Source organism: Bradyrhizobium sp. Ses1 (genome assembly GCF_059512365.1).
In genome coordinates this window covers 139,922-158,881 of the sequence record NZ_JCAMOQ010000018.1, presented here as the reverse complement: position 1 = coordinate 158,881, position 18,960 = coordinate 139,922, and the positions used below count along the sequence as shown (strand labels likewise).

Annotated in this window: 15 protein-coding genes and 1 pseudogene; 7 read left to right on the top strand and 9 right to left on the bottom strand. The window is 63.1% G+C overall.

The window, feature by feature from the left end:
* Positions 1-355: 355 nt before the first annotated feature.
* From AC5ZG5_RS21755 to AC5ZG5_RS21720, 8 genes and pseudogenes are all read right to left on the bottom strand, one after another.
* Positions 356-1,651, bottom strand: a complete 1,296-nt coding sequence (locus tag AC5ZG5_RS21755; protein WP_456643186.1) for an MSMEG_0569 family flavin-dependent oxidoreductase — start codon at positions 1,649-1,651, stop codon at positions 356-358.
* A gap of 12 nt (positions 1,652-1,663) precedes the next feature.
* Positions 1,664-1,951 carry an MSMEG_0570 family nitrogen starvation response protein gene (locus AC5ZG5_RS21750; RefSeq protein ID WP_130223711.1) on the bottom strand — a complete coding sequence of 96 codons (288 nt, stop codon included), beginning with the start codon at positions 1,949-1,951 and terminating at the stop codon, positions 1,664-1,666.
* On the bottom strand, positions 1,944-3,110 hold the full coding sequence (locus AC5ZG5_RS21745; protein WP_456643185.1) for an MSMEG_0565 family glycosyltransferase: 1,167 nt from the start codon (positions 3,108-3,110) through the stop codon (positions 1,944-1,946). The genes AC5ZG5_RS21750 and AC5ZG5_RS21745 overlap by 8 nt, the downstream gene beginning before the upstream one ends.
* The gene (locus tag AC5ZG5_RS21740; RefSeq protein ID WP_456643184.1) at positions 3,107-4,102 is read right to left on the bottom strand and encodes a sll0787 family AIR synthase-like protein; all 996 of its coding nucleotides are present in this window, start codon (positions 4,100-4,102) and stop codon (positions 3,107-3,109) included. Before AC5ZG5_RS21740 ends, AC5ZG5_RS21745 begins: the two co-directional genes overlap by 4 nt.
* A gap of 2 nt (positions 4,103-4,104) precedes the next feature.
* Positions 4,105-4,653, bottom strand: a complete 549-nt coding sequence (locus tag AC5ZG5_RS21735) for an MSMEG_0567/Sll0786 family nitrogen starvation N-acetyltransferase (RefSeq protein ID WP_456643183.1) — start codon at positions 4,651-4,653, stop codon at positions 4,105-4,107.
* The gene (locus AC5ZG5_RS21730) at positions 4,650-5,786 is read right to left on the bottom strand and encodes an MSMEG_0568 family radical SAM protein (protein ID WP_456643182.1); all 1,137 of its coding nucleotides are present in this window, start codon (positions 5,784-5,786) and stop codon (positions 4,650-4,652) included. Before AC5ZG5_RS21730 ends, AC5ZG5_RS21735 begins: the two co-directional genes overlap by 4 nt.
* On the bottom strand, positions 5,695-6,756 hold the full coding sequence (locus AC5ZG5_RS21725; RefSeq protein ID WP_456643181.1) for a Nit6803 family nitrilase: 1,062 nt from the start codon (positions 6,754-6,756) through the stop codon (positions 5,695-5,697). Before AC5ZG5_RS21725 ends, AC5ZG5_RS21730 begins: the two co-directional genes overlap by 92 nt.
* 29 nt (positions 6,757-6,785) lie before the next feature.
* Positions 6,786-7,267, bottom strand: a pseudogene (locus AC5ZG5_RS21720) (MSMEG_0572/Sll0783 family nitrogen starvation response protein).
* Between the two features lie 329 nt (positions 7,268-7,596).
* On the opposite strand from AC5ZG5_RS21720, the gene AC5ZG5_RS21715 reads away from it, so the two are divergent.
* From AC5ZG5_RS21715 to AC5ZG5_RS21685, 7 genes are all read left to right on the top strand, one after another.
* The gene (locus AC5ZG5_RS21715) at positions 7,597-8,985 is read left to right on the top strand and encodes an aminotransferase-like domain-containing protein (RefSeq protein WP_130223701.1); all 1,389 of its coding nucleotides are present in this window, start codon (positions 7,597-7,599) and stop codon (positions 8,983-8,985) included.
* Between the two features lie 521 nt (positions 8,986-9,506).
* Positions 9,507-10,043, top strand: a complete 537-nt coding sequence (locus AC5ZG5_RS21710) for a DUF305 domain-containing protein (protein ID WP_456643180.1) — start codon at positions 9,507-9,509, stop codon at positions 10,041-10,043.
* A 200-nt stretch (positions 10,044-10,243) separates the two neighbouring features.
* Positions 10,244-13,432 carry an efflux RND transporter permease subunit gene (locus AC5ZG5_RS21705; RefSeq protein WP_456643179.1) on the top strand — a complete coding sequence of 1,063 codons (3,189 nt, stop codon included), beginning with the start codon at positions 10,244-10,246 and terminating at the stop codon, positions 13,430-13,432.
* Positions 13,433-13,539: 107 nt separating this feature from the next.
* On the top strand, positions 13,540-14,688 hold the full coding sequence (locus AC5ZG5_RS21700) for an efflux RND transporter periplasmic adaptor subunit (RefSeq protein WP_456643178.1): 1,149 nt from the start codon (positions 13,540-13,542) through the stop codon (positions 14,686-14,688).
* 162 nt (positions 14,689-14,850) lie between these two features.
* Positions 14,851-15,528: a response regulator transcription factor gene (locus AC5ZG5_RS21695; protein ID WP_028164860.1), complete on the top strand. Its 678-nt coding sequence runs from the start codon at positions 14,851-14,853 to the stop codon at positions 15,526-15,528.
* 20 nt (positions 15,529-15,548) lie between these two features.
* Positions 15,549-16,946, top strand: a complete 1,398-nt coding sequence (locus AC5ZG5_RS21690) for a sensor histidine kinase (protein ID WP_456643177.1) — start codon at positions 15,549-15,551, stop codon at positions 16,944-16,946.
* Positions 16,947-17,037: 91 nt separating this feature from the next.
* Positions 17,038-18,198 carry an epoxide hydrolase family protein gene (locus AC5ZG5_RS21685; RefSeq protein ID WP_130223695.1) on the top strand — a complete coding sequence of 387 codons (1,161 nt, stop codon included), beginning with the start codon at positions 17,038-17,040 and terminating at the stop codon, positions 18,196-18,198.
* 106 nt (positions 18,199-18,304) lie between these two features.
* Here the strand turns inward: AC5ZG5_RS21685 and AC5ZG5_RS21680 are convergent, their stop codons facing one another.
* The gene (locus tag AC5ZG5_RS21680) at positions 18,305-18,553 is read right to left on the bottom strand and encodes a hypothetical protein (RefSeq protein ID WP_130223693.1); all 249 of its coding nucleotides are present in this window, start codon (positions 18,551-18,553) and stop codon (positions 18,305-18,307) included.
* Positions 18,554-18,960: the final 407 nt, after the last annotated feature.

Here is an 18,960-nt window from a genome sequence, read left to right as displayed (position 1 = left end):
GTTGAACCTGTGGTCCTACCCCCGTGCTTTTTGTTGCACGGGGCCCATGGGTGCAACCGGCACCCGGCTTTCCCTGCACCCTCTGCTATCGAGGAGGGTGAAACGAGACGAAAAGCTCGGACGCAACGCGCCGCGAGAACGCGAACTTACATCCCCTCGCTGTTTGACATTTGAATCGTGATCTCTCCCCACGTCGTCCCGGGCTTGACCCGGGACCCATAACCACCGGGAGATGTTATGGCGCGGGCAGCCGGTCACAGCGGAGCAGGTCACATCGGCCTGTGGTTATGGGTCCCCCGCCTTCGCGGGGACGACGCCGGTGCGAGAAGCGCCAAAGCAATACCAACGACAGAGCTTAACCCGCCGTATCGAGCGCGAGCACGCGCCCATCTGCGCGAGTTGCATTCTCCTGTACCGCGCTCCGCCGGCCCACGATATGATCCGCCACGAATTCCGTGTCGCGTCCGATGCCGACGAACCGGCCCGAACCCCAGGTGTAAAGCCAGGGCAATCCGATCACATAGGCACCATCGACCGAGGTGACACCGCGCTTGTGCGTGGGGTAACCCGCGCCGTCGAACATCGGTAAATCGACCCACGACCAGTCCGAACGAAAGCCGGTGGTCCAGATGATGCTGGTGATGCCGGCCGCCGCAAGATCGAGCTCCGTCGGGGTCTCCGCGGGCGACCACACCGGCGCATAGTGCGGCGTCAGCGGCGCATCGATCCCGCCTCTCGCAATGTGGTCGTCGATCAGGCTGCAGATGCCGTTGTAGACCCGATCGGCATTGTCGAGGTTGGTCTTTAGATCATCGCCGAGCCGCAACGTGGTGCTGCGCGCGTCCTGCAGGCGCCCGTAGAGCTTCATGCCTTCGAGTGCAAACCTGCGCAGATCGATGTCGCGGCCGCCATCGCCGCCGGTGAGATAGTGGTTGGCATTCCTGCGAACCTTTTCACGCAGCGGATGCTGATCCACCGGCAGATCGTATTGGCCGAGATCATCGAGCCAGTCGACGGCGTCGCGGCCGCGGTAGAAGCGGGGACAGCGCGGCGCGCTGCCCACCGCGAGATGAACCTTGCGGCCGGCCAGATGCAGGTCCTCGGCGATCTGGCAGCCGGACTGGCCGCTGCCGACCACGAAGATCTCGCCCGGCGGCAACTGGTCCGGATTGCGATAGGCGGACGAATGGATCTGCGTGATGGCCGGGTCCAGCCGCTCGGCGAACTCAGGCACTTTGGGAACATGATATCCACTCACCGCGAGCACGACGCTATCAGCAGTGATCCCGCCCGCGGTCGTCTCGAGCAGGAATCTTCCGTCTACCTGCCTCAGCCTGATGACCGCAACGCCTTCACGGACCGGAGCCGCGATGTGCCTGGCATAGTCCTCGATATAGCCGACGATCTCGTCGCGCAGCATGAAGCCGTGCGGATCGTTGCCGGCATAGGGAAAGCCGGGGAGCTGGCACTGCCAGTTCGGCGTCACCAGGCAGAACGCGTCCCAGCGCTGCGTCTTCCAGGAATGGGCGATGCTGTTCTTCTCCAGCACCACATGGTTGATCTCGTGCCGGCTGAGCTGCGCGCTCATCGCAAGGCCAGCCTGTCCGCCGCCGATCACGACGACCGGGTAGTGAGAGTCCAGATCAGGCATCATGACCTCCTGTTATTCTTCGAACGAAACGATGGTGACGGAGGCCTCTGGCATGGCCTCGAATCGGCCGGCCGTTTCCTCGATCCGGGCGAGTTGACCGAGCGCGCGCGTGCAGAAGAAGCCGTATTTCTCGCGGACGCGCTCTGCTGCGATCGTCAGCGCGATGCGGCTGCGCTCCCGGAAGTCGGCGAGCGAGTAGGTCGCGCCGACGGCGAGATGGTCCTTGATCACCAGCGAAGGCGAATAGCAGACCTCGATGCTTTCATCCGGCCAGCGCACATGGAAACGCATTTCAGGCATAATGCACCTCGCTCATGCGGCGATAGGCTGGAAGGTGCGCCTCAGCGGTGCGGCTCCAATCGTGACGTTCGGCGACGTTACGTCCGTTCGCGGCGAGGCGGGAGCGAAGCGGTTCGGACAGCGCGCTGATGATGGCATTCGCAATCGAGCCCGCCTGATGCGGATCGCACCAGGCAACGTCGTCCGCGCCGAGATATTCGGTGAAGGGCGGGATGTGCGAGACGATCACGGGGACGCCGCTCGCCGTCGCTTCGAGTACGACGAGGCCAAAGCCCTCGCGCAGCGACGGGAAGACCAGGGCGTCCGAAAGCCGATAGAGCGATGGCATCTCAGTATCGGCAAGCGGCCCGGTCTCGATCACCGCACCTGTCGGCACGCCGGCATCCTGCAGCCGCAGCCGGAATTGCCGCTGGTAGGCGCCATGATCGAGCAGCGAAGCGCCGCCGGCGATCACGAGCTGCGCGGAGCGGTGGATGGCATGCACCTGGCTGAAGGCATCGAGGATGGCATGGGTGTTCTTGCGCTGCTCGATGCCGCCAATCGCCAGCAGCACTGGTCCCTCGCGAAGCCCGAGACGGGCGCGGAGTGCGTGGTCGCCGGCATTGGCGACAGGCGAATAGCGATTGGTATCGACGCCGTTGCCGACCAGCGTAGAGGTGCAGGCCAATTCGATCCTCAGTCGCTCCTGCCACATCCGGCTGACGACAAAGAGGTGATCGGCGAGAACGATCGAGCGCTGGTCGAGCTGGCGCAGCCGCGCATCGCTGAAATCGTCGACGTGGTGCACGGTGCGGACGTAACTCTGGATCAGCCGGCGTTGCTTCAGCGTCGCCAGCGCATTGCCGGAGATGCCGTCCTGGGCATGGTAGACATCGAATTGCCGATGCGCGGGATTCTCGAAATGCCGCACATAATCCGCGATGCGCGTTTCCACCATCGACGTGACGTCATCAGACACCGCCGACGCCGGCACTGATATGGTCGGCGCGAGACTGGAACGGAAGAAGCTCTTGCCGGTGCGATCGGGCGCATGCACGATGGCGGCATGGCCGAGCCTCGTCAAGGCGTCCGCGAGCTCGAGCGCGTGCACCACGCCGCCACGCGGGTTGGTCGAGTGGGTCAGGATCGCGATGCGGAGCCGCGCGGACGAAGCGCTCATGCGACGCTCCGCTGGATCCGACGCCTGGCGGGGCCGCAGCCGATCAACGACTGCTGCGCGAAATCCCACACCGTCGCGCGGTCGGAGCCGGCGCGAATGTCGACCGTGGTCCCCGCCATCACGTCGCCGACCGACGCGGCGGCGATGCCGCGCTCGCGGAAACGGACGAGCGCTTCGTCGAGATGTTCCGGCTTGACCGACAAGAGATAGCCGAAGCTCGGAAAGGTCTGCAGCCAGCGTTCCAGCGGAACGCCGTCCGGAATCGGGATCGCGTCGAGATCGATGGCGAGCGCCACCTGCGAGCACTCGGCGAGCATCGCGGCGGTGCCGACGATGCCGCCCTGGCTGATGTCCTTGGCGGCGCGCGCGAGCCCGGACTCGGCAACCGACGGCAGGATCTCGATGTCGCCGCGCAGCCGTTCCGGCGGCGCATCGGTTGCCGCTTCCCAGTTCGCGAACGGCTCGCGGTAGCGGCCGCGAAGATCGATCGCGGCAACGAGCTTGTCGCCTGGCTTCGCATCGAAGCTGGTCAGCAGCCGCTTGGCACGGCCGAGGATCGCGACCGCGAATTGGCTCTGGCTGCTGCGAATATTGGTGTGGCCGCCGATGATGGGGACCCCGAACGCCTTCGCCGCCGCCTTCAGGCCGGCGAGGATCGGCGATGCGTTATCCGCGCCATCTGACCAGATCGCATTGACGATCGCGGTGGGCCGGCCGCCCATCGCCGCGACATCGGAGATGTTGACCATCGCGCCGCACCAGCCGGCGAACCAGGGATCCGCGGCGACGAACTCGTTCATGAAGCCTTCGATGGCAAACAGGAGGTGGCCGTCACCATCCGGAATTGCCGCACAGTCGTCGCCCACCGGGATTGCCTGATCGCCCGACAGCTCGAGCGCGGCGGCCACCGCGGCGATGTCGGCCTTGGCGGCGATGCCGCGGCTCTGCCGCAGCCGTTCCGCAAGAGCATCGATGGCGGCACCGGAGAGCATGATCAGGCCGCCAGTTTCGCCAGCGAGAGGAAGCCGGTCTCAGGAGTGCGGAATGGCGGATAGTGATCGAGGTCGGCCTCCATGCGGTGATGCGGGCGGCCGTGCAGCTCGAACTCGCCGAGCGAGCGCCAGTGCATGTGCTGGAACAGCAGCGCATTCTGGCTCTGGACATTGGCCAGGAAACGCCGGCAGCCGCGCGCGTGCGCGGACGACACCGCGAGCCGGATCAGGCCGGCGCCGACCGCGCTCAGCCGGCGGTAGTTCCTCGCAACCGCCAGCCGCGATCCCCACCAGACATCGGGTTCATGGTCATCGCGGTGAATACGTACGGTGCCGACAACGTCGTCCTCGACGACGCCGAGCAACGACACGGCCACCAGCGGAATGGCGCAGTCGTCGGTGGCATCGCGATCATCATCGGCGAAGACGTGCTGCTCCTCGCAGAACACCCGGCGGCGGAGCGCAGCGGCCGCAGCCTTCTCCCAGGCTTCGGTCGCGAACTTCACCTGGAATTCAGGCGCGATGAACGGCTTGAAGGATTCGAAGATCATGCGATGGCCCTCCGCTCATAGGTCGACAGCGCCGAGCAGGCGCCGCATTTGCCGCAGCCCGCCTTGATGTCGGAAGCGCGCAAGTCCCCGGCCCGCAGCATGTCCGCGAGCGGACGCAGGATGTCGTGCATGAAAGATGGGGGAGGCGTCGGATGACTCTCCAGCGGCGTGCCGGCGATCGGTACGAAGGGAACAACGAATGGATAGACACCGATGTCGATAAGGCGCTGCGAGGTGGCCAGAATCTCTGCCGGGCTGTCGCCGAGACCGGCGAGGATATACGTCGAGACCTGACCGCGGCCGAACACCGGCACCGCCGCCGCGAAGGCCTCGAAATAGTCGTCGATGGAAACCTGCGCCTTGCCCGGCATGATCCGTTGCCGCACGTCGGCGCCGATGACTTCCAGATGCATGCCGAGCGCATCGACGCCGGCATCCTTCATGCGGCCGAACCAGGCGAAATCATCCGGCGGCTCGCATTGCGCCTGGATCGGCAGGTCGACGGCGGCTTTGACGGCCGCGGCGCTCTCGGCAAGGATCGCCGCACCGCGATCGGAGGTGCGCGGCGTGCCCGTGGTCATCACCATGTGACGCACGCCGTCGAGTTCGACCGCGGCCTTGGCGACTTCGGCAAGCTGCGCCGGCGTCTTGCGCTCGACCGTGCGTCCGGCCGCGAGCGACTGGCCGATCGCGCAGAACTGGCAGGTCTTGGTGCGGCTCTGGTAGCGGATGCATGTCTGCAGCACCGTGGTTGCGAGCACGTCACGCCCATGCAGCGTCGCGATCTTGGAATAGGGAATGCCGTCGGCGGTAGAGAGCTCGTAGAATTTCGGCCCCAGCGGGAACGAGACGTCAGCCAGAACGATGCCGTCGCGCGAGATGCGGCTGCGGCCCGCGGCGTCGGGCCGCTCGACGAGGTATGGGCTCTCGAACGCCGGTGCATTATGGACCGGCACCATCACTGTGGAACCATCGATGGTGAATGGCGTGTGGTCCGAGGGGCCGGCGCCACCGCGGCGGCTGATGCCGCCGTTCCTGGGATCAGCGAGGCGTACTCCGAAGGACTGCAACTCGTTGATCAACTGCTCGGTCGGCATCGCCTTGAGTCGCTCGTGCGGCATCTGCTGTGTCATCGGATACGTCTCCCGGATTGGGCATGAGGCGATTGGGGTGAAGGCCGTGCATCGGACGCGCCGGCTGGTCGTTGAGCACGAGCGACAAAAGCTCCGGGCGGGCATAATGGCCGACCGAGTCCATCATCCGCTTGCGCTTGGTGATCAGAGCCATGTCGAGATCGGCGATCAGAATTCCCTCGCCGCTGGTGAGCGGCGGGACGAGGTGATTGCCTTCCGGCGAGACGATCGCGGTCATGCAGCCGCCGCGCAGGCCCTTGCGCAGGCCTTCGTCCGGCGAGATCTTCGCGATCTGCTCCTCGGAGAGCCAGCCGGTGGCGTTGACGACGAAGCAACCGCTTTCGAGTGCATGGTGGCGGATCGTCACCTCGATCTGGTCGGCGAAGATCTGTCCGACCAGCGATCCCGGAAATTGCGCCGCGTGAATTTCCTCGTGCTGCGCCATCAGCGCGTAGCGGGCGAGGGGATTGTAGTGCTCCCAGCAGGCGAGCGCGCCGACGCGGCCGACGGCCGTATCGGCCACCTTCAGTCCGGCGCCATCGCCCTGGCCCCAGATCATGCGTTCGTGGAAGGTGGGTGTGATCTTGCGGCGCTTCAGCACGATCGCGCCGGTGGCATCGAATACGAGCTGCGCATTATAGAGCGAGCCGTGATCGCGCTCGTTGACGCCGAGCACGATCACCATGGCATGGCGCTTGGCCGCTTGGGCGACGGCGTCGGTCACTGGGCCCGGCACCAGGACGGCGTGGTCGTAGAGTTGGATATGCTCGGCGCCGCTCAGGACCGGCGGGCGGACGAAGGAAAAATACGGATACCAGGGAACCAGCGTCTCCGGGAACACGGCGAACTGGACGCCCTTGCCGGCCGCTTCTGCAACGGCTGCCAGGATCCGATCGACGGTTCCACTCGGCGTCTCCAGATCGGGCGCGATCTGGATCGCTGCAGCCTTGACGATGCGCTTCGCTGTCACGGTCTCCTCCCTCGTCCGCTCGCCCCGCGTCAGAGCGTCCAGGTGTGGAGCATGAAGGCGTTGTCGTTGCGGTGGATCAGGATCAGATCCAGCACGTCGAGCGGATTGATCGGCCGGATGCCCGGGATCAGCGACGGCTCGCCATGGCCGTACAGCGCCTGCAAGGCGAAGCGGCAGGCGTAGACGTTGCCGCCTTCGTCCATGAATTTTGCGAGCTGGTTGTAAAGTTCTGGGCGCCCGGAAACGCCTCGTCGCCGATCTTCGGAAAACCGCGCTGCACGCCGAGCGTGACGCCCGGGCCATAAAGCAGGATCGAGGTGTCAAAACCCTTTCGCTTCAGCCGAAGTGCCTGAAGGATGTTGACGAGACCGATCGAGCCCTCGAACGCGACAGTGTGGAACGTCACCAGCGCCTTCTCGCCGGGCTTGGCTTTGACGTCCTCGAAAACCTTCTCCTCATAATCGACAAGAAAATCGCCTTTCTGGCGAGCGGGCATCGTTACTGCGGGCATTGCGCACCTCCTGCTCTCGTCCGGCCTCCCGGATCGATTTCAGGATTTGCAATCAATGTGCCAAGCGCCTGTTTGCACGATTAATCATCAACGCAGTCAATATGCTGTCAAATATCCAGTCAATGTTGACTGGATATCTGACGGGACTGTAGGGATTGTTTCTCTGCCGTTAGAAAAAGCTGCCTAGCAGCAGTGTGCAACGCGCTCGATTGCTATGCAGGCGCCCTCGTCGAGTCCCGCAGGAAGAATGGCAGTACTACGAACCCAATTGCGAAAAAGTATGCAACAACATACGGTCAATTTTGAGCTCATCTGGCTAGATCTCGCAAATGACCGACTGGCGACCCGACCTCTCCAACAGTGACAAGCCGCGCTATCTCGCGATTGCCGACGCCATCGCCGATGATATCGCCGCCGGAAAGCTTGTCATCGGCGACCGATTGCCGCCGCAGCGCAAATTGGCCAAGCGGCTCGACATCGACTTCACGACGGTAGCGCGCGGTTATGTCGAGGCGCAGAAGCGCGGGCTGATCGAATCGAAGGTCGGGCAGGGAACTTTCGTCCGCGACAAGCCGCGCCCGCGACGCTCAGTGCAGGCCTTTCCGCCGCGGCCGGTCGACCTCTCGATGAATCTGCCGCCCGAGCCTGATGATCCCGACTTGATCGCGCGGATGCAGGCGGCGGCGGACTACGTCATGCGCGATGTCGTCTCGCTTTTGCGCTACCAGGGATTCGGCGGCACCCAGGCCGACAAGGATGCGGCGTCGAGTTGGCTCGGCCGGCGCGCGCTGGTGCCGGCGCAGAGCCGTATTTTCGTGTCGCCTGGCGCGCATCCGGCGCTGCTTGGCATTCTCTCGATCCTCGCAAAGCCCGGCGAGATCGTGCTGTGCGAGGCCATCACCTATCCGGGCATACGCGCTATCGCCGCGCAACTCGGCATCACGCTGGTCGGCTTGCCGATGGACGATGACGGCGTCGAACCGCAGGCCTTGACCGACGCATGCAAGAAGCTGAAGCCGAAGGCGATCTATCTCAATCCGACCCTACAGAATCCGACTACGCTGACGATTCCCGACCCTCGACGACGCGAGATCGTTGCGATCGCGCGACGCCACAAGTTGCCGATTATCGAGGATGACGCCTACGGCTTCATCCCCGAACACGGTCACGGCCACGCGCCGTTTGCCGCGATTGCGCCCGATCTCACCTGGCACGTTGCGGGCCTTGCGAAATGCATCGGTGCTGGATTGCGCGCTGCCTATGTCGTGGTCCCCGATACGCGTTCGGCCTGGCCGTTCGCCTCGGCCCTTCGTGCCGCAACCGTCATGGCTTCGCCGCTCACAGTGTCGCTGGTGACGCGCTGGATCGAGGACGGCACCGCGGACACGATCCTGCGATTCATCCGCACGGAGACATCGGCGCGGCAGAGGCTGGCAGCGGAGATATTGCCGAAAGGTTCTTATCGCGGGGATCTGCTCAGCTTCAACATCTGGGTCCCACTGCCCGCGCCATGGACGCGCTCAGCATTCGTCGAGCATATGCGATCGACCGGCATCGGTGTCGTCGCAAGCGATGCATTCGTCGTCAACGGATCGCCGCCCGAGGCGGTCAGGATATGCCTCGGCGGTCCCGTCAATCGGCCGCAGGTCAGGAGCGCGCTGGAGTATACCGCGCATGCGCTTGCCGAGAGCCCGGCTCTGGCATCATCGTTTCTCTGACGTCGTCGAAATCAGCGCAACGAATCTGTTGCCGCGCATATCCTGAAACAACAAGCACTGCGATGTGCGATCGTCCGGCTAGCCTGTTCTGGCGCATAGGAAGACAGGTGTGCTGGTCATCACAAGTGCGCGAGCGTCCGCAATCACAATTGAATGAACAGATCGGCCTTCTGCGCATAGCTGATTAAGATTTGGCTCGCGCGATTTTCGACGCGGCTTCATCGCGTGAGGAGAAAAGTCCTCGCCAACTCACCGGATATTGAGTGCTGCGATCCGCGCCATCACCGAATGTTGGCTGATCGTAGCAGCTTGTTGATGCGATCCGACATCCAATCGGCGCCGTCGAAACCCTAAATCGTTTTTTAGTTGAGAATGGGATGTTCGACCGCCACTTGAATGGCGTCGGCGACGCGGCGTCTTTGGGCTTGTTCGGGCGGACTACCCACTAGAGGTATTCGGAAATGGAAGAGGTCGGATCGTGGGTCGCTCCACGCAGCGCCAGGTTTTGCTTGGAGGCATGTATGATCGTGCTGTCACGTTCTTTCGTTCGCAAACGCGTGATCTCACTCGCGACGACGGCCACCGTGGCGGCGACGTCGTTCGTGTTGGCCCAGAATCCCACCAGGGCATATCACGTTCGCGGGGCCATGCCGGTTCAATATGTGGCCGATCGCCCCGACTACGCCGACGAGCAGCCCTTCCTTTCAGAAAATGATGCCGCCATGAACAAGATGATGGCGGACATGACGATCAAGCCGACCGGCGATGTCGACCGTGATTTCGTCGCGATGATGGTTCCGCACCATCAAGGCGCGATCGACATGGCGAAGGCTGTCCTTCGCTACGGCCATAACGAGCAGCTTCGCCATCTCGCGCAGGAGATTGTCGTGACCCAGCAGCAGGAGATTGCGGCGATGCGGCTTGCGATTGGCGAGGAGTTGCCGCCGTCGGTTGCGGCGCCGACGCAACCGGGTACTGCGCCTACGCCAGAGTCGGATACGATGCCTGCCATGCAATCACCGGACGCGATGTCTAGCCACACGATGCATATGCAGTAGGGGACGAAACAAATGAGGATGTCGGCTCTCGAGCCTCGCCGGCGCACGGGGCATGGCGAAGACAAAATTCAACGACGTTATCTGGTGATCACAGAGGGCGTTCCGGACAAGCCCGGTCACGTCGTGCAGGTGCATTTGAAATAGGCGCGCCGCTTGCTTGTGTGAGGACCGGCAGAGCGGCGCGCGGTTAAGGACCGATTATGGGTATCGTTCGCTTCGCTCTGCGGTTTCCACATACGTTCTATGTGGTCGCTGCGCTGATCCTTTTTCTGGGTGCCGTCGCCAGCTACAAGATGCCGACGGACATCTTTCCGGAAATCAACATCCCCGTGGTGACGGTGATCTGGAGCTACACCGGGCTGAGCACGCCCGAGATGGAGCAGCGCGTCACCACCTACAGCCAGTATTCGATCAGCTCCAACGTCAACGGCATCAGGAACATCGAAGCCCAGACCATGGCGGGGTTGTCGGTGCAGAAGATCTACTTCCAGCCCGACGTCAATCTCGATCTCGCCATCGCCCAGATCGTCTCCGCCACCAACTCGATCCGCGCCCTGATGCCGCCGGGGATCCAGCCGCCGGTGGTGGTGCAGTTCAACGCCTCGAGCGTTCCAGTGCTGCAGATCAGCCTGAGCTCCGACACGCTCAGTGAGCAGCAGCTCTACGACTACGGCATCTATCGCATCCGCCAGCAACTGGCGCCGATCCCCGGCATTACGCTGCCGACGCCAGCGGGAGGCAAGTACCGCCAGATCATGGTCGATATCGATCCGGAAAAGCTGCTCGCCAAGGGATTGACGCCGCTCGACGTGGTGAATGCCGTCAATACCCAGAACCTGACATTGCCGGCAGGCACGGCGAAGTTCGGCAAGACGCAATATGCCATCCGCACCAATGCAACGCCGCCGAGCATCGACGACCTCAACAATATTCCGATCAAGGTGGTGAACGGCGCGACTGTGTTCGTCAAGGATGTCGGGCAGGTACATGACGGCTGGCTGGTGCAGCAGAACGTCGTGCGGCAGAACGGCCGGCGCTCGGTGCTGCTCAGCATCATCAAGAACGGCAATGCCTCCACGCTCTCGGTTGTCAATGCTGTGCACCAGGCGTTGCAGACGGCGCGCGCCGCGGCGCCTCCGGGCATGCAGATCAAGGAACTGTTCGATCAGTCGGTGTTCGTCAAAGAGTCGGTCACGGGCGTACTGCGCGAGGGCGCGATTGCGGCGGCGCTGACCGCGCTGATGATCCTGCTGTTCCTGGGATCATGGCGCTCGACCGTGGTGGTCATGATCTCGATCCCGCTTTCGATCCTGACTTCGCTGATCGTGCTTTATTTCCTCGGCGAAACCTTGAACACGATGACGCTCGGCGGTCTGGCGCTCGCGGTCGGCATTCTCGTCGACGACTCGACGGTCACGATCGAGAACACCCATCGGCTGCTGACCGAGGAGGGGATGCCGCTGCCACAGGCGACGCTGCACGGCGCCGCCGGCATTGCCGTCCCGACCCTGGTCTCGACGCTCGCGATCAGCTGCGTCTTCACCTCCGTGGTGTTCCTGGATGGGCCGGCAAAGTACCTGTTCACGCCGCTCGGGCTCGCCGTCGTGTTCGCGATGCTGGCTTCCTACGGTCTGTCTCGAACCCTGACGCCGATCGTGATCGGACTTCTGCTCAAGGGCGAACATCACGGCGCACCAGGAGCGGCGGCGACCGGCTTGTTCGCGCGCTTCCATGCGGCGTTCGAGCGCGGTTTTGAGACCATACGCCATGCCTATTCGCGTTGGCTCACCGAACTCTTGAACCACCGCTTTATCATTCCCATCGGCATGGGATTCGTGCTGCTGCTGGGCGGCGTGATGTTTCCGATGGTCGGCCGAGACTTCTTCCCGGCGATTGATGGCGGACAGATTCAGCTTCACGTCCGCGCGCCGGCCGGGACCAGGATCGAGGCGACGGAGCGCGTCTTTCAGCAGGTCGAGAACAAGATCCGCGAAATCATCCCGGCCGATCAGCGCGAATTGATCGTCGACAATATCGGGCTGCCGGCACGGCCGTATAACCTCGCCTTCAGCGACGGCTCGACCATCGGCGTCAATGACGGCGTGATCCTTGTGGCGCTCAAGGAAGGCCACGCGCCGACGGCGAACTATGTGCGCAAGCTGCGCGAGGAGCTGCCCAAGGCCTTTCCGGAGGACACGTTCTACTTCCAGGCGGCGGATATCGTGACGCAGATCCTCAATTTCGGACTGCCGGCGCAGATCGATGTCCGTACGGTCGGCTACGACAAGGACAATAATCTGCGGGTCGCACAGGAACTGCGGCAGCGCATCGCTGATATCCCTGGCGTGGTGGATGCGCATCTGCAGCAGGAAGTCAACGGGCCAGCGTTCTATGCCGACATCGATCGCACCCGCGCGGCCCAGCTGGGCCTGAACGCCAACACGATCGCCACCAATCTCAATGTCAGCCTGAGCTCGTCCGAGCAGGTGCAGCCGAATTTCTGGACCGATCCCAAATCCGGCATTCCATACTACTTCGCGGTGCAGACGCCCGAGAGCAGGATTTCGTCCGTCAGCGATCTCGGCAACACGCCGGTTTCCACGACGCTGGCGTCGCTGACCGATACACCCGTGCCTGGCCTGCTCAGCAACGTCGCCACGTTCAGGCGCGGCAGCGTTCCGACCAATGCCAACCAGGCCAATATTCAGCCGGTCTACGAGACCTATGCCAGCACACAAGGCCGTGATCTCGGCAGCGTCGCCAGCCAGATCAGCCATATTGTCGGGGATCTGCAGAAGCAGCTGAAGCCAGGCAATTCGATCCAGGTGATCGGCCAGATCGACAGCATGAACAGCTCGTTCGTCAATCTCGGCATCGGCCTGCTGTTTGCCGCGGTGTTTGTCTACATGCTGATGGTGGTGAACTATCAGAACTTCAGCGACCCCTTCGTCGTTATCCTGGCCTTGCCCGCGACGCTCTGTGGCATCCTGACCATGCTGTTCGTGACCGGCACGACCCTGAACGTGCCGTCGCTGATGGGAGCGATCATGGCGGTGGGTGTGGCATCGGCCAACTCGATCCTGCTGGTGACTTTTGCCCGCGAGCAGCAGCTTGCCGGCAAGACTGCCTTCGAGGCTGCGATCGAGGCCGGGCATACCAGGATCCGACCGGTGCTGATGACCGCGGCCGCAATGATCGTGGGCATGATCCCGATGGCGATCGGGGCGGCCGGCGAAGAGCAGAATGCCGCGCTTGCGCGCGCGGTGATCGGCGGCTTGCTGTTTGCGACGCCGACGACGTTGCTGGTGGTGCCCTATCTGTTTGCCGTGCTGCGCAAGGGCAATGACGGCGAAAAACATCACGGGGTATTCGACGAGGTGCTGGAATGAATTTCAATCGGCCTTTGAAAATCGAGCCGACGCCCGGGGATCGCAAAAGCGATCCGGCGCCGGTGCGGCATGGCCGTTCGAGACGGTGGATTGGCCGGACTGTGGGCGTGGCCCTGGGGCTGATCGGAGGGACCGCACTGGCGTTCGGGGGATGGAATCACTACGCCCAATATCGCCAGACCATGGCCACGGCCGAACAGCGCCACGATCTCGTCCCGGACGTTCGTGTGGCGACCGTCGAGCCTAGCGATGGGATCGACGTCGTGAACCTGCCTGCAACCACCTCGGCTTTTGCCTCCGCCAACATCTTCGCGCGCGCCAGCGGCTATATCGCCAAGCGCGAGGTTGATATCGGTGACCATGTCAAGGAAGGGCAATTGCTGGCGGAGATCGTTGCGCCGGAACTCGACCATCAAATCGCACAGGCTGAGGCGACGCTCGGGCAGCTCAGGTCTGCGCTGCAGCAGGCGCAGGCCAACAGGGAACTGGCCAAGGTGACCTGGGACCGCGACAAGCCGCTGGTGGAGAAGGGCTGGCTCACCGCGCAGCAGGGAACGATCGACTCCCAGACGCTGAAGGCGCAAGAGGCCGCGGTCTCGGTCGCGCAGGCCAATGTGGTCGCCGAGGAAGCGCAGGTGCAGGTGTTGCATCAGCAGAAGATCTACCAGCACGTCGTTGCACCCTTCGACGGCGTGATCACCCAGCGCAATATCGACGTCGGCAGCCTGGTGCAGGCGGATGCGACCAGCGGCACGTTCATGTTCACGATCATGCAGAGCAATGTCATCCGCACCCAGGTGTTTGTTCCACAGGATGCGGCGTTCGGAGTACGTGCGGGGATCGATGCCATCGTGCACGTTCCGGAACTGCCCGACCGCACCTTCCCCGGCAAGGTGACGCGGATCGCCGATGCGCTGCAGCCGGGTTCGCGAACGCTGTTGACCGAGGTCGATATCCCGAATCCGGACGGCGCGCTCACGCCCGGCATCTACTGCACGATCGAACTGCGCATCCCGCGCAAGACGCCGAGCTTCAAAGTGTCTGCGGATGCAATCATCTTCAATCAAGGCGGCCTGCAGGTCGCCGTGGTCGAGAGCGGGGTGGCGCATCTGCACAAGGTCAACGTCGTGCGTGACCTCGGTCAGCAAGTGGAGATCAACAGCGGTGTTAAAGCGGGCGACAAGGTGATCCTCAATCCGTCGGTCGACTTGGCCGACGGCAGCCGTGTGACCCTCAGGACCCAGGCCGTTTCCTGATCTCTCTCCGCGGTCCGCCCGGATCGGCAGCAAAACCCCTCCCTAAAATGCAATTTAATGGCGTGGTTCCGCCGCCGAGCCTATGTTGGTTGAGCGGAGGGCGGACGCACGCTGCCAGCGGCGCGGGCCGGCCTCCGGCAGGGTGTTGTCGAGAACGGATTGATGACAAAGGTGCTCTTGATCGAGGATGACGGCGAGACCGCCGAGGAGATTACGGCCGAACTCGCTGAACGCGGGTTCGAGGTCGAATGGTCGGCCAATGGTCGAGAAGGCCTCGACAAGGCTCGCAATCTGCGGCCTGACGCCATGATTGTCGACCGCTTGTTGCCGGGAATGGATGGGCTCAGCGTGATCGAGACCTTGCGGAAAGAGCAGGTTCGCACGCCGGTGCTGGTGCTAAGTGCACTCGGCGCGGTGGACGACCGTGTGCGGGGCCTGCGCATGGGCGGCGATGATTATCTCACTAAGCCCTTTGCCGTCGTGGAACTGATCGCGCGGATAGAGGCGCTGCTGCGCCGGCCGGTGGAATCGCGCGAGACATTGCTGCGAGTGGGGCAGCTCGAACTCGACCTGATCGAGCGCAGTGCCAGGCGCGGCGATCGGGTGATCGATCTGTTGCCGCGCGAATTTCGCCTGCTCGAATACATGATGCGACGCAGCGACCAGTTGCTGACGCGCGCCATGCTGCTTGAAGAAGTCTGGAACTACAAGTTCGTCCCGGCGACAAACCTGGTCGATGTGCATATGGGCCGCCTGCGCCACAAGGTGGACGGGCCGGACGAGACTCCGATGATCCAGAATGTCCGCGGTGCCGGCTTCATTCTCCGTGCGGCCTCCTGAGATATTGCGCGCTCCGATCGATGGCCGTTGATCTCATGCAGAGACATCCGAACACGATGGGCCAGTGGCAATTCATTCGGTCGAACAGCTTTCGCTGGGCCCTTGCGGTGGCCGGCGTCCTTGCCGTCTTCATGATCGCGCTGTTCGGTTTCATCTATGTGAAGATCGACAATTATCTGATCGAGCGGACCGACCGCATGCTCGGCCGTCAGATCGCCTTCATGGCGACATTGCCGATGGAGCGCCAGCTCAACGCGATTGAAGATCATCTGCGGCAGGATTCGCGCGGCGTTCAGTTTGCAGGGGTGTTTGGCTCGGACGGGCGGAGGTTGGCCGGCAACATGCAGCGTCTTCCGGCCGGTCTCAAGATCGACGCCCCGGCGCAGAGCGTCACCGCGGCGAGGGTAGACCAGCCGGATCACAATCATTCAGTTCGCGCGATCGCAAAGCGCATGCCAAACGGCAACGTTCTGGCGATTGCACGCAATGTCGATGAGACCAAGGAAATCTCCCACGTCGTCGGCGAAGCGCTCGCGTTCGGATTGTTGCCGGCATTCATCATCTGTCTTCTGGCCGGCGCGTGGCTGAGCGTGCGGGCGCAACGGCAGGTCGAGGAGGTCAACCAGCGCGTCCAGCGCATTATCGCGGGCGATCTGCGTGAACGGCTGCCCTATCGCGATGGCAGCGAGCCCTTCTCCAAGCTCGCAGTCATCGTCAACGGCATGCTCGACGAGATGGAAACGATGATCAACGCGCTGGCTGGCGTCGGCAACGACATCGCCCACGATCTCAGGACGCCGCTGACCCGCGCAAGACTCGCGCTTGAGCGCGGCCGCACCCATGCTACGTCGCTGGAGCAGCTTCAGACGGTCGCGGATAAGGCGATCGCAGGCATTGATCAGTCGCTGACGATCATCACTGCACTGTTGCGGCTTGCCGAGATCGAGAACAGCCGGCGGTCGGCCGGCTTTGGCATCGTGCGGCTGCATGAGATGTTGCGGGAGGTCTGCGACATCTACGAGCCGATCGCGGAGAACAAGAATATCGTGCTGACGGTCCACGCGGAGCACGAGCTCAACGTGCGCGGCGACCGGGACCTGTTGATCGAGGCGGTCACCAATCTCGTCGACAACGCCATCAAGTTCACGCCGGAAGGCGGCAAGGTCGATATCGAACTGCTGCGCAACGGGAATGAAACCGTGATCCGCATTGTCGATACCGGTAGCGGGATCACGGCAGAGGAGCGCGACGCTGTGCTGCGGCGGTTCTATCGGTCCGACAAGATGCGCAACACGCCCGGCGTCGGCCTCGGCCTCAATCTGGTGGCTGCGATCGTCAAGCTGCACGGCTTCCGGCTGACGATCCACCCGGGCGCGGGATGCCGCGTCGAGATCGCCTGCCCGGATCCGGAAGCGTAATCGCCGAGGGGAGGGCCGCGGCCTGTCCATGCGGCTTGCGCATGGCCTGCTTTTTCTCCGATATTGAGCGTGTCGTTTGGAGGAGCGGGCCATGAGCACAGCGATACAACCCTATCGGATCGCGGTCGGTGACGATGTGCTCGAAGATCTCAAATCAAGGCTCGGCCGGACGCGGTGGCCCGAGGCCGAGCTGGTCGAAGACTGGAGCCAAGGCGCTCCGCTGAAGTGGATCCAGGAGGTCTGCCGCTACTGGGCCGACGAATATGACTGGCGCAGCCGCGAAGCGCGCCTCAATCGCTTCGCGCAATTCACGACAGAGATCGACGGACTTGGCATCCATTTCCTGCATGTTCGCTCGCCGCATGCGAACGCGTTGCCGCTGATCATCACCCATGGCTGGCCGGGATCGGTGGTCGAATTCCACAAGGTGATCGAGCCGCTAACCGACCCGACCGCGCACGGTGGCCGTGCGGCCGACGCGTTTCATGTGGTCTGTCCGTCATTGCCGGGCTTCGGCTTCTCCGGCAAACCGCGTGCAACCGGCTGGGGCGTCGATCGCATCGCCGCGGCCTGGGCCGTGCTGATGGAACGTCTTGGCTATGCACGATACGGCGCGCAAGGAGGTGACTGGGGTTCGGCCGTCACGACCGCGCTGGGCGCGCAAGACGCTGTGCATTGCGCCGGCATTCACATCACGCTGGCGATGGCGACGCGGCCCAATGTCGAGGGACAGCCGACGCCGGAAGAGGTGCGGGCGCTGAACGGTATCAAATACTACGCCGACTGGGATTCCGGTTATTCGAAGCAGCAGTCGACCCGCCCGCAAACGCTCGGCTATGGGCTGACGGATTCACCGAGCGGTCAGGCCGCGTGGATCCTCGAGAAATTCTGGGCCTGGACCGACTGCGACGGGCATCCCGAGAACATCCTGTCCCGCGACGAACTGCTCGACAACGTCATGCTGTATTGGGTGCCCGCCACCGCGGCTTCCTCGGCGCGGCTCTATTGGGAAAGCTTCGGATCGAAACGGCGAACCGCGCACAAGGTCACCGTGCCGACCGGCGTCGCCGTCTTTCCCAAGGAGATTGTCACGCCGGTTCGAAAGTGGATGGAGGCGAGCTACACCAACATCTGTCATTGGAGCGAGATGCCGAAGGGCGGGCACTTCGCCGCCTTTGAGCAGCCCGAGTTGTTCGTGCGCGAGGTGCGCGAGTTCTTCCGGCCGTTGCGCGAGGAAGCGAGTCAGTCATGAGCGAAGGACGCTATCGCCTGATCGGATCCACCGCTGCTGGAGCGCGCGGAGTGCTCGGCGCATCTGGCTGCGAACTGATCGCCTTCGGTTTCATCTAGCGAACCAGCTATCGCGAGCAGGACGGCAAGGTCTTGATCGCTTCCTCCGCCTCGGCCCGGCTCTTGTAAACCGTGTCGCTTGCGACCGTGATGTTCGGGGTATCCGTCTTGGGCGTCTTGTCGACAACCGAGCAACTCTTGGTCAGCGAGTTGAGCACAACATAAAATGCCGGACCGGTTCTCGTGCTTTGGGCGAGGGCAGGGCAGACAGCCGCGAGCAACGCAACCAAACCGAGACAAAGCAGATAGCGTTTCATCATGACCTCCCTCGGTTCGAGCGAAATTAGCGCGCGAAGAGGAGTTCGGTTCCGGATCTGGATGGCAGACCTCGACGCCTCAACCCTGCAAATTAATGGGCCCCGGTGCATTGGAGCATCGCGGGGCCCTGCATCTTCGTTTTAGCGAAGGATTCTGGTAGACACCAGGATAACTCTGGATCGTAAAGCGCGTGGCCTTTGCGCTCCCATCCGGTGGATATGTTCAGATTGTCGACGGCGCAATGCGGCTAGCAGCTGCTGTTCGCCTCAACTGCGCCGAGACCTTGCCGCTGAGCAAGGTCACAGGACTGTCCCGGTGGCGTCATGCTCCTCTCCAAGAGTGGCCCGACGGACATCTGTCCGTATCCTCTGCTTGCCGCCCGACGACATAATCGACCGGCAATCCC